This is a genomic window from Amycolatopsis sp. NPDC006125 (genome assembly GCF_040614195.1).
GTDB lineage: Bacteria > Actinomycetota > Actinomycetes > Mycobacteriales > Pseudonocardiaceae > Amycolatopsis_E > Amycolatopsis_E tucumanensis.
The window spans coordinates 1-10,243 of record NZ_JBEXTZ010000165.1 but is presented as its reverse complement, the minus strand read 5'-3'; the positions used below and the strand labels follow the sequence as shown (position 1 = coordinate 10,243).

Here is a 10,243-nt window from a genome sequence, read left to right as displayed (position 1 = left end):
GCTGCACTGGTACAACTACCACCGACCCCACACCGGCATCGACGGCCACACCCCAGCCAGCCGCGGAACCAACCTCACCAAACAACACACCTAGAGCCTGCCCTCGAAGCCGGATGAGCAGCGCAGCCAGGTCGATCATGCTCCGGTGGGAGCCGTCCGTGGCCGTCGCAGGCCAGGTGGATCTTGGCGGTGGGTCCGCCGCGGGACCCGTCTTCCACGGCCCATATCGCTCCGGCAAGTCTCGCCACGCCGGTCATGACCTTGAACAACATCCCGTTGATCACCAGGCGGTCATCGCCCCGCGGGCGTCTCTTCGTCCCCGACACCGTCGCCAACGGCTCGATCACCTGCCACTGCTCGTCAAGTCGAATCACCGACTCCTCGGCTGACCGGTCACTCCCGTTCCTCCGGATCGCCGGATTAGTGAGCGTTGCTAACAGCTCTCAAACAGAGCTAACTTGGGCGACGTGCGAGAACTGGCCGAGAACCTGATGACCACGACGGCCGCGCTGCGACGGGTCGTCCGCAGGCGCGTGCGGGACACCCTGCCGCACGCGCCGCTGCGCCCGGCGCAGGTCGAGCTGCTCCGCGTGGTCCACGAGCACCCCGGCATCGGCGTCGCCGCGGCTGCTCGTGCCCTGCACCTCGCCGGGAACTCCGTCAGCACGCTCGTCAACCAGCTCGTCGACGCCGGGCTGCTGGACCGCCACGTCGACCCGGACGACCGCCGGGCCGCACGGCTCGAACTCACCGCCGCGGCGCGGACCCGGCTGGCTAACTGGCGCCGCACCCGCACCGGCTTCGTGGCCGACGCGATCGCGACCCTGCCGGCGGCAGACCAGGACGTGATCGAGGCCGCCCTGCCCGCTCTCGGCCGGCTGATCGCCGCGATCCAGGAGGAGAGATGACCACACCCGCGGTGCGCTGCGCCGGGCTCCGGCACGCCTTCGGCGACACGGTCGCCGTCGACGGCGTCGACCTGGAGATCCCGGCGGGCCAGATCTTCGGACTGCTCGGACCCAACGGCGCGGGCAAGACCACCACCATCCGCATGATCACCACCCTGCTGCCCGCGAAAGCCGGCGCGGTCGAGGTGTTCGGGCTCGACGCCGCGCGCCGCAAGATGCGCGTGCGGCGGCTCATCGGCTATGTGCCGCAACAACTTTCCGCCGACGGCGCGCTCAGCGGGCGGGAGAACGTCGCGTTGTTCGCCCGCCTCTTCGACGTCCCGCGCCGCGAACGGGCCGAGCAGGTCGACAACGCACTGGGCGCCGTCGGCCTGCGCAGCGACGCCGACCGCCCGGCCTCGACCTACTCCGGCGGCATGATCCGCCGCCTCGAACTCGCGCAGGCGCTGGTCAGCGCGCCCCGGCTGCTGATACTCGACGAGCCGACCATCGGGCTCGACCCGGTGGCCCGCTCCAGCGTCTGGGAACGCATCGAGCAGGTCCGCGCCGACACCGGCATGACGGTGCTCGTGACCACGCACTACATGGACGAGGCCGAGCAGCACTGCGAACAGGTCGCGCTCATGCACCGCGGCAAGATCCGCGCTTTGGGCAGCCCGGCGGACCTGCGGGCGGAACTCGGACCCGAGTCCACTTTGGACGACGTATTCCGCGCGGTCACCGGTGACGCGTTCGACGACGCAGACAAGGGAGGGATCCGCGATGTCCGTGCCGCTCGCCGCACCGCCCGCCGCCTCGGCTGATCCGGGCGCGGTCCGCCGCCTGGTGTCCAGGGTCGGCACGATGTGCCTGGTCGAACTGCAGAAGCTGCGCCGCGACCGCGCCGAACTCCTCACCCGCGCGATCCAGCCCGCGCTGTGGCTGCTGATCTTCGGCGAGACCTTCACCCGCCTGCGTGCCATCCCCACCGGGAGCACGCCCTACCTGGACTTCCTCGCCCCGGGGATCCTCGCGCAGTCCGCGTTGTTCATCGCGATCTTCTACGGCATCCAGATCATCTGGGAACGTGACGCCGGCGTGCTGGGCAAGCTGCTCGTCACGCCTACGCCGCGCGCGGCGCTGGTCACCGGCAAGGCTTTCGCGGCCGGGGTGCGGGCCCTCGCGCAGGCCGTGATCGTGCTGGTCCTCGCCGCGGTACTGGGCGTCGGCCTGACCGCGAACCCGCTGAAACTGGCCGGCGCGGCGCTCGCCGTGGTGCTCGGATCGGCGTTCTTCTGCTGCCTGTCGATCGTGATCGCCGGGCTCGTGTTGTCCCGCGAACGGCTGATGGGCATCGGGCAGGCGATCACGATGCCGTTGTTCTTCGGGTCGAACGCGCTCTACCCGGTGGATCTGATGCCCGGTTGGCTGCGCGTGCTCAGCCACGTCAACCCGCTCAGTTACGAAGTGGACGCCCTGCGGGGACTGCTGATCGGCACCGCGGACCACGTATGGGTGGATTTCGGGGTGCTCGCCGGCTCCGCCGTCATCGCCATCGCTATCGCATCCGCCCTGCTCGGGCGGCTCGTGCGGTGAGTTTGCCCGATTCCACCCCCGGGTAACCCGTTGGGCACATCACGCAATCGTGGTGACCGTCGGATTAAGGGGACAGGCGACATGTCTCGTTCGGAACACGCCCGCGTCCGCGTGGCCGGCTTCCAGCCGGTCCAGGTGCTCGCCGCGCTCGTCGGTCTGGTCTACCTCGCGATCGGCATCGTCGGGTTCGTGCGCACCGGGTTCGGTGACTTCACCGGCAACACGGACCACATGCTGATGGGCTTCATGATCAACCCGCTGCACAACCTGGTGCACGTGGTGGTCGGCGTGCTCGGCCTGCTGTTCGCCGCGACATCGGCCTCGGCCCGCACCTACGGCTGGGTCCTGTTCATCGGGTTCGGCCTGGTGACGATCTGGGGCCTGATGATCACCGGGGTCATCTCGGCCAACCCGGTGTCCGGTCTCGGCAACCCGCTCAACCTCAACACCGCCGACAACTGGCTGCACGGGGCGACCGCGGTGCTCGGCCTGATCATGGCCGTGATGCCGGCGCGCAAGAAGGTGCACGTCGAGTCCACCGACACCGCCACCACCACGCAGCAGCCGGTGGTGACCGGTGACAACGTGCCGGGCAACGCGGACGTCCCGACCCGCCCGGTGCCGCAGCAGACCGCGGCCCAGACGGGACCGCAGACCGGCCACCACCGCCCGTCGCGCTGGCGGATGCACCGGTCGGGCCGCGCCGCCCACTGACGGTCGGGCAGACTGCCCGGCGTGAGCGGAACGGTGCTGGTGCTCGGCGGGCGCAGTGAGATCGGGCTCGCCGTGGCACGGAAACTCGTGGACGGCGGGCGGAAGTTCGTGCTGGCGGCCCGGCGCAGCGGCGACCTCGACTCCGAGGAAGCGTCGCTGCGCCGGGCCGGCGCGTCGGAGGTGGTCCGCGTCGAGTTCGACGCGGACGACGTGGCCCGGCACCGCGAGGTGCTCGACGGGATCGTCGCCGAGCACGGTCCACTGGAGACGGTCGTGGTGTCGTTCGGGGTCCTGGGCGACCAGGAGCGGGCCGAACGGGACGCGGCGCACGCGATGGCCGTGATCCACACGGACTACGTGGCGCACGTGAGCATCCTGACGGAGCTGGCGAACCTGCTGCGCGCGCAGGGCGGCGGGCAGCTGGTGGTGTTCTCCTCGGTCGCCGGGGTCCGGGTGCGGCGGGCGAACTACGTGTACGGCTCGGCGAAGGCCGGGCTGGACGGGTTCGCGAGCGGCCTGGCCGACGCCCTGCACGGCAGCGGCGTGCGGCTGCTGCTGGTGCGTCCGGGTTTCGTCGTCGGGCGCATGACCGAGGGCATGTCGCCCGCCCCGTTCTCCAGCACGCCGGAACAGGTCGCGACGGCGACGGTCCGCGCGCTGCGGCGGGGACGGGGCGAGGTGTGGGTGCCGCCGGTGCTGCGGCCGGTGTTCTTCCTGATGCGGCTGCTGCCGCGGGCGATCTGGCGGCGGATGCCCCGCTGAAACGACCGAAGGCCACTCCCGCCGGGAGTGGCCTTCGCCGTGGTGAGGGGTGGTCAGCCGCCGAGGAGACCGCCGACGAGTCCACCGAGGAGACCGCCGACCAGGCCGTCGTTCTTCTTGGTGGTCGGCTGGGTCGTGCCGGGCGAGCTGCTCGGCTGCTGGGAGCTCGGCTCGGTCGTGGTCTCCGGCGGCGTGGTCGTCTCCGGGGACGTGGTCTCGGCGCTGCCGGAGCCGGTCGTCGTGCTGACGGCGGGCGCCGGGGCGGCCTGCGAGGTGGTCGGCGCCGCCGTGGTGCCACCGGCCGTCGACTGGCTGGTGCGCGCCTGGCTGCTCGCGCTGCTGGTCCCGTTCTGCGCCGCCGGCGTCTGGGCCTGCGACGACGCGCTGCCGGACGGCGGCAGCTCGGCGCTGGTCGAGGTCGGCGTGCTGCTGGCGAGCAGTTGCTGCTGCGGGGCGGCGATCGTGCTGGTCGGCGTGTGACCGGTGCTCGTGTCCGGGCCGCCACCCGCGCCGCCCGGCGCGGCGGCGTCGTGCAGCTGCCCGGTGGTCAGGGTGCTGACCGCGACCCCGGCCAGCGCCGCCACACCGGCGGCGAGGGCGCCGATGCGGCCTGCCTTGCGCTTGTCCCACCGGCTGCCCGGCTCGCTCTCCCGGCGCAGGATGCTGGCCGCCGGGATGCGCACGGTGGGCGCGTCGGCCATCTCCGGGGTGATGCCGGAGTCGTCGACGGGCTCCTTCGGCAGCTTGACCGCGGTGAACTCCTGCGTGACGCCTTCCCTGCGCAGCAACTCCGCGACGCTGATCTGCCGCGTCGTGGCACTCGGTCGAGTGTCTTTGTCGTCGCTCGTCACGCTGAACCTCTCCAAATCCGCTTACTGCCCGCGACATGATTACTGTTGTTATCAGTTCGTTGCCTCAGGTCGTGATCGAGGTCACAGCCATTGGGCCAAATGTCGTACGCACCGTGACGAGCCGATGGCTGAGGCGACCCGATACTGTGAGCCGCATCGCGCAGTTCCGGAGGTGACAGCGTGGCTGGCCGCAACCCCTTGTCGTGGGTGAGCAGCGTGGCGGACTGGTTCGAGCAACGCGGCGTCTACGTGCCGGGCGAGGACAACCACACGGTGGACCCGTGGCGCGACTTCGGCTGGTTGATCGTCGCCTGGCTGGTCGGCTGCGGCACCTTCATCCTCTTCCTCGCGATGGCCGTGTGACCCCATCGGGGTGAGCGCGATCACGGCTGGTGGCCCGCCGATCACGGATCGGCCACAGCCCGACACCAGGTCCGCGTCAACCCCGCGCCGTGACTCGCACCCGCCCGCGACTAGGGACAGAGTGGAGCGCGCCCGGCGGAAATACCTACCCCGAACGGACCAGCCGGCCGGGCAGCCGAAGATGTGAGGAAGTGGCCCCTGTGCGCACCCCGAGGCACGCGATGGCCACCCTCGTCCTGGTGGCGGTGACCGCTTGCGGTGCGCCGGCGCAGGTCGAGGGCGGGTCGACGAGCACCGGCGGTGATGTCGCTATCCAGCAGGCGGTCCCCGCGCTGCGCACCCTGGACTTCGGCGGCCAGTACCGGTTCGACGACGGGGTCGCGGTGTCGGTGTCCGCGCCGAAACCGTTCAAGCCCAGCAACAGCGCCTATCCGCGCAGCGACCGGGCGGTCGCGTTCGAGATCATCATCCGCAACGAGGGTGACCAGCCGTACCGGTTGTCCGGGCTGAGCGTGTCGGCGACCGTCGGGGACGTCGCGTCGAAGCAGGTCGTGGACTCCACACAGGGCTACAGCGGCATCGTCGACGCGGGCAAGGACGTGCAGCCCGGGCGCGACGTGCGCCTGAACCTGGCCTTCACCGCGCCGCCGGAGCCGGCCGAGATGCGGCTGACGCTGCGCCCGACGGCGACCAGCCCGGTCATCGCCGTGTACTGCGGGCCGGCCTGACCCTCGCCCGGATACGCTCGGGGCATGACTGACCCGCAGCGGCTCACCGCCGGCGACAAGGCCCCCGACTTCACCCTTCCCGACAGCACGGGCAAGCAGGTCTCGCTGTCGGACTTCCGGGGCAGGCACGTCGTCGTCTACTTCTACCCGGCCGCGGGCACGCCGGGGTGCACCAAGCAGGCCTGCGACTTCCGGGACAACCTCGGCGAACTCGACGGCGCCGGCTACCAGGTGCTCGGTGTCTCGCCGGACAAGCCGGAGAAGCTCGCGAAGTTCGCCGAGGCGGAGCAGCTGACGTTCCCGCTGCTGTCCGATCCGGACAAGACGGTGCTCACCGAGTGGGGCGCGTTCGGCGAGAAGAAGAACTACGGGCGCATCGTGCAGGGCGTGATCCGGTCGACGTTCGTGATCGACCCCGAGGGCACGATCGTGAAGGCGATGTACAACGTCCGGGCGACCGGTCACGTCGCGAAGCTGTTGAAGGACCTCAAGATCTCGGCTTGACCCCGCTTCCGGCGTGGGCGAAGTGCCGCCCGCGCCGGAACCGCGCTCACATCACCCGGCGGTAGGCCTCGACCAGCTGCTCCTCCGCGTCGTCGAGGTACGCGGCCAGCTGCCGCTCCGCCGTGAGGCCGTCGCCGGTGCGCAGCGTCTCCAGGATCTCCCGGTTGCGCTCCAGGTACGGCTCGTGGAACGGCTGCGGGTCGGCCATCACGTGGAACACCAGCCGCAGCTCGGCGAGCAGCCCGCGGACCAGCTCGTCGACCCGCGGGCTGCCGGCGAGCGTGATCAGCGCCTGGTGGAAGTGGATGTTCGCGGTGCCCAGCTCGCGCCAGGCCTGACGCTTCTTCGCGTCCTCGCCGTCCGCGACGGCGGCCTCCACGGCCTGCAGCTTGTCGCCCGGCGGGCTGGTGATCTCCCGCAGCACGGCGCACTGCACGAGCTTGCGCACCTTGTACAGGTCGATGACGTCCTCGACCGACAGCCGCCGCACGAAGACGCCCCGGTTCAGCTCGTGCACCAGCAGCTTCTCGTGGGTGAGCAGCCGGAACGCCTCACGCAGGGTGTTCCGGGAGACGCCGAGCGCCCCGCCGATCGCCTCCTCGGAGAGCCGGCTGCCGGGCTCGAAGAAGCCCTCGGTGATGCGCCCCCGCAGGATGTCCGCCAGCCGTTCGGCCGTGCTGGTGCGGCCCAGCAACAGGCGGTCGGCTTCGAGCCCGGTGCTGAGGATCGAGCCCATGGACTCGGCGTCGGTGGTCACGCTGGGCCTCCGGTTTATCAGGGGTCGGACCGTGTAACGGAAACTTAACCAGTCCATCGAAGGACGGTCCAACCTGCGACTTGTTCTACGAAAAGTCTATCCAGACGCTTCGAAGCGGTGTCCATGTTCCTCGAAAGTATTGACGGATCGTTCAACAATCCCTAACTTCATGACCTACCTCACTCCCCTTCGATGGATGGACACCGTGATGACCGCTTCGACTGAGCCCACGGACAAGCGCTCACTGCGCCGCGCGTTCGTGGCTAGCCTGTCCGGCACCACTCTGGAGTACTACGACTTCGCGGCCTACTCCGTGGCGGCCGCGACGTTGTTCGGCAAGCTGTTCTTCCCCTCGGGTGACAGCCTCGCCGGCACCATGGCGGCCTTCTCGACCTACGCCGTCGGTTACCTCGCCCGCCCGCTCGGTGGGTTCATCTTCGGGCGCCTCGGCGACAAGCTGGGCCGCAAGCAGGTCCTGGTGTTCACCCTCCTGCTGACCGGTATCGCCACCTTCCTGATCGGCATCCTGCCCACCCACGCGGCGATCGGCGGCTGGGCGGCCGTGCTGCTCGTGGCGCTGCGGTTCGCGCAGGGTGTCGGTGTCGGTGGCGAGTGGGGCGGCGCGGTACTGCTGTCCAGTGAGTTCGGCGATCCGAAGAAGCGCGGTTTCTGGGCCTCGGCGGCCCAGATCGGCCCGCCGGCGGGCAACCTGCTGGCCAACGGTGTGATCGCGCTGCTGGCCGCGGTGATGACCACCGCCGCGTTCGAGTCCTGGGGCTGGCGCATCGCGTTCCTGCTCTCCGGTGTCCTGGTGCTGTTCGGCCTGTGGCTGCGGATGAAGCTGGAGGAGACCCCTGTCTTCAAGAAGATCGCCGAGCAGGGCGAGAAGCCGAAGGCCCCGATCAAGGAGGTCTTCACCCAGGAGCCGCGTGCCCTGATCGCCGGCATCCTGATCCGCATCTGCCCGGACGTCCTGTACTCACTGTTCACCGTCTTCGTCCTCACCTACATGACCAGCGAGCTGGGCATGAGCCGCAGCCAGGGCCTGACCGCCGTCATGATCGGTTCGGCGTTCCAGCTGTTCCTGATGCCGGCCGCCGGTGCGCTCTCCGACCGCGTCAGCCGCCGCAAGCTCTACGCGATCGGCACCATCGCCGCCGGTGTCTGGCCGTTCCTGTTCTTCCCGCTGGCCGGCACCAAGTCCTACCTGGCGATCGCGGTCGGCATGGTCGTCGCGCTGGCGATCCACGCCCTGCTCTACGGCCCGCAGGCCGCGATGATCACCGAGCAGTTCACCGAGCGGCTGCGCTACACGGGTAGCTCGCTGGCCTACACCCTCGCCGGTGTGGTCGGTGGCGCCGTCGCTCCGCTGATCTTCACCGCCCTGCTCGACGCCTACGACTCCTGGTTCGCCGTGGCGCTCTACGTCCTGGTGACCGCGATCGTGACGGGCATCGGTGTCGCCCTGAGCCGCCGGGCGCCCGAGGAGCAGCCGGTCGTCACCTCGGCCGACACGGTGGAAGTCGCACGATGAGCGCCCCCGCGACCACCGCCACCATCGACCTGAACTGCGACGTGGGCGAAGGGTTCGGCGCCTGGCGGATCGCCGATGACGAAGCCCTGCTGGACGTCGTGACCGGCGCCAACGTGGCCTGCGGCTTCCACGCCGGTGACCCCTCGACCATGCGGCACGTCTGCGAGGCGGCGGTGAAGCGCGGGGTCACCATCGGAGCCCACGTCGGGTACCGGGACCTGGCCGGGTTCGGCCGCCGGTTCCTCGACGTGGACCCCGTCGAACTGATCGACGAAATCCTCTACCAGCTGGGTGCGCTCGACGCACTGGCCGGCGCGTCGGGCGGCGAGATCGCCTACGTCAAGCCGCACGGCGCGCTGTACAACGCCATCGCCACGCACGAGAAGCAGGCGGGCGCGGTGGCCGAGGCGGTGTGGCAGTACGACCCGACGCTGCCCGTGCTCGGGCAGCCCGGGTCCCGGTGGCTGGCGCGTGCCGCCGAGGCCGGGCTGACCACCATCGCCGAGGCCTTCGCCGACCGCGGTTACTCGCCCGACGGGCGGCTCCTCCCCCGGCGCGAGCCGGGGGCGGTGCTGACCGACGCGGACGAGGTGGCGCGGCGGTGCGTCCGGCTGGTGCGGGACGGCGAAGTGGTGGCCGTGGACGGCACGGTCATCCCACTCCAGGCGGGTTCGCTGTGCGTGCACAGCGACACCCCGGGCGCGGTGGAACTGGCCACCGCGGCCCGGGCCGCCCTGGTGTCGGCCGGGGTCGAGGTGCGGAGCTTCGCATGAACATCCGGCGATGCGGGGACCAGGCGCTGCTGGTCGACGTCGGCGACACCGGCGGGATCGACGCGGTGCTCGGCCTGTACTCCGCGCTGTCCGACCCTCGTCCCGACGGCGTGACGGAACTGGTGCCTGCGGCGCGCACCCTCCTGGTGCGCTTCGACCCGGCCGTGATCGGCGCCGGCGAGCTGGCGGAGCTGCTGACGGGCACCGAACCGGTGCCCGCCCAGGCGATGCGCGGCGAACTGGTGGAAATTCCCGTGTACTACGACGGCGCCGACCTGGCCGAGGTCGGCAAGCACACCGGCCTCGGCGCGGACGGCGTCGTCGAAATGCACACCGCCGCCGAGTACACGGTGGCGTTCGGCGGGTTCGCGCCCGGTTTCGGTTACCTGACCGGGCTGCACCCGAAACTGCACCTGCCGCGGCGGGCCACGCCGCGGACGCACGTGCCCGCCGGGGCGGTCGCCATCGCCGGTGAGTTCACCGGCATCTACCCGCGGTCCTCGCCGGGTGGCTGGCAGCTGGTCGGCCGGACCGAGGTCCCCCTGTGGGACCCGGCCCGCCGTCCGCCCGCCCTGCTGCGGCCCGGCACCCGCATCCGCTTCCGGGAGGTTCGATGATCGAGGTGGTGCGGCCGGGTCCGCTGACCACGGTGCAGGACCTGGGACGTCCCGGACTGGCCGCCCTGGGGGTCGGCCGGTCCGGGGCGGCCGACCGCCGGTCGCGACGGGGATCCGGACGCGTTCGCCCCGCTGGAGGGACTGGCGGGTGTCGTCG

The 10,243-nt window shown here is 70.8% G+C and carries 13 protein-coding genes and 1 pseudogene; 11 read left to right on the top strand and 3 right to left on the bottom strand.

The genetic code is table 11. From position 1 onward, the window contains the following. Positions 1-208 precede the first annotated feature (208 nt). Positions 209-308: pseudogene (locus ABZ193_RS41770) on the bottom strand (transposase); the annotation flags it as partial. A 150-nt stretch (positions 309-458) separates the two neighbouring features. Here ABZ193_RS41770 and ABZ193_RS41765 point away from each other — a divergent pair. The 5 genes from ABZ193_RS41765 to ABZ193_RS41745 all read left to right on the top strand — a co-directional run bounded on the left by ABZ193_RS41765 (position 459) and on the right by ABZ193_RS41745 (position 3,959). Continuing rightward, positions 459-908 carry a MarR family winged helix-turn-helix transcriptional regulator gene (locus tag ABZ193_RS41765; protein ID WP_354714290.1) on the top strand — a complete coding sequence of 150 codons (450 nt, stop codon included), beginning with the start codon at positions 459-461 and terminating at the stop codon, positions 906-908. Continuing rightward, positions 905-1,711: an ATP-binding cassette domain-containing protein gene (locus tag ABZ193_RS41760; RefSeq protein WP_354714289.1), complete on the top strand. Its 807-nt coding sequence runs from the start codon at positions 905-907 to the stop codon at positions 1,709-1,711. Before ABZ193_RS41765 ends, ABZ193_RS41760 begins: the two co-directional genes overlap by 4 nt. Beyond that, the gene (locus ABZ193_RS41755) at positions 1,671-2,483 is read left to right on the top strand and encodes an ABC transporter permease (RefSeq protein WP_354714287.1); all 813 of its coding nucleotides are present in this window, start codon (positions 1,671-1,673) and stop codon (positions 2,481-2,483) included. The genes ABZ193_RS41760 and ABZ193_RS41755 overlap by 41 nt, the downstream gene beginning before the upstream one ends. An 81-nt stretch (positions 2,484-2,564) precedes the next feature. After that, positions 2,565-3,197 carry a DUF4383 domain-containing protein gene (locus ABZ193_RS41750; protein WP_027936527.1) on the top strand — a complete coding sequence of 211 codons (633 nt, stop codon included), beginning with the start codon at positions 2,565-2,567 and terminating at the stop codon, positions 3,195-3,197. Positions 3,198-3,218: 21 nt separating this feature from the next. Then, positions 3,219-3,959, top strand: coding sequence for an SDR family NAD(P)-dependent oxidoreductase (locus ABZ193_RS41745; RefSeq protein ID WP_354714285.1), 741 nt, complete (start codon positions 3,219-3,221; stop codon positions 3,957-3,959). Between the two features lie 53 nt (positions 3,960-4,012). Here the strand turns inward: ABZ193_RS41745 and ABZ193_RS41740 are convergent, their stop codons facing one another. Beyond that, positions 4,013-4,810, bottom strand: a complete 798-nt coding sequence (locus ABZ193_RS41740; protein ID WP_020422454.1) for a hypothetical protein — start codon at positions 4,808-4,810, stop codon at positions 4,013-4,015. Positions 4,811-4,990: 180 nt separating this feature from the next. Between ABZ193_RS41740 and ABZ193_RS41735 the strand changes: the two genes are divergently transcribed. The 3 genes from ABZ193_RS41735 (at position 4,991) to bcp (ending at position 6,405) form a co-directional block, all read left to right on the top strand. Further along, a complete protein-coding gene (locus ABZ193_RS41735; RefSeq protein ID WP_017987385.1) occupies positions 4,991-5,173 on the top strand; it encodes a hypothetical protein in 183 nt (60 codons plus the stop codon). A gap of 200 nt (positions 5,174-5,373) precedes the next feature. Continuing rightward, complete coding sequence (locus ABZ193_RS41730; protein WP_354714283.1) at positions 5,374-5,901, top strand: hypothetical protein; 528 nt, start codon at positions 5,374-5,376, stop codon at positions 5,899-5,901. A 24-nt stretch (positions 5,902-5,925) separates the two neighbouring features. Beyond that, positions 5,926-6,405 (top strand): thioredoxin-dependent thiol peroxidase, encoded by a 480-nt coding sequence (gene bcp / locus ABZ193_RS41725; protein ID WP_020422451.1) that lies wholly within the window; start codon positions 5,926-5,928, stop codon positions 6,403-6,405. Between the two features lie 46 nt (positions 6,406-6,451). Here the strand turns inward: bcp and ABZ193_RS41720 are convergent, their stop codons facing one another. Next, on the bottom strand, positions 6,452-7,162 hold the full coding sequence (locus ABZ193_RS41720; RefSeq protein WP_020422450.1) for a GntR family transcriptional regulator: 711 nt from the start codon (positions 7,160-7,162) through the stop codon (positions 6,452-6,454). 208 nt (positions 7,163-7,370) lie between these two features. On the opposite strand from ABZ193_RS41720, the gene ABZ193_RS41715 reads away from it, so the two are divergent. Genes ABZ193_RS41715 through pxpB form a run of 3 tightly spaced genes read left to right on the top strand, consistent with a single transcriptional unit; the run spans position 7,371 to position 10,086 of the window. Further along, positions 7,371-8,696 (top strand): MFS transporter, encoded by a 1,326-nt coding sequence (locus ABZ193_RS41715; protein ID WP_235716282.1) that lies wholly within the window; start codon positions 7,371-7,373, stop codon positions 8,694-8,696. Then, complete coding sequence (locus ABZ193_RS41710) at positions 8,693-9,469, top strand: 5-oxoprolinase subunit PxpA (RefSeq protein ID WP_020422448.1); 777 nt, start codon at positions 8,693-8,695, stop codon at positions 9,467-9,469. The genes ABZ193_RS41715 and ABZ193_RS41710 overlap by 4 nt, the downstream gene beginning before the upstream one ends. Continuing rightward, positions 9,466-10,086 carry a 5-oxoprolinase subunit PxpB gene (gene pxpB / locus ABZ193_RS41705; protein ID WP_020422447.1) on the top strand — a complete coding sequence of 207 codons (621 nt, stop codon included), beginning with the start codon at positions 9,466-9,468 and terminating at the stop codon, positions 10,084-10,086. The genes ABZ193_RS41710 and pxpB overlap by 4 nt, the downstream gene beginning before the upstream one ends. The last annotated feature ends 157 nt before the right edge of the window (positions 10,087-10,243 follow it).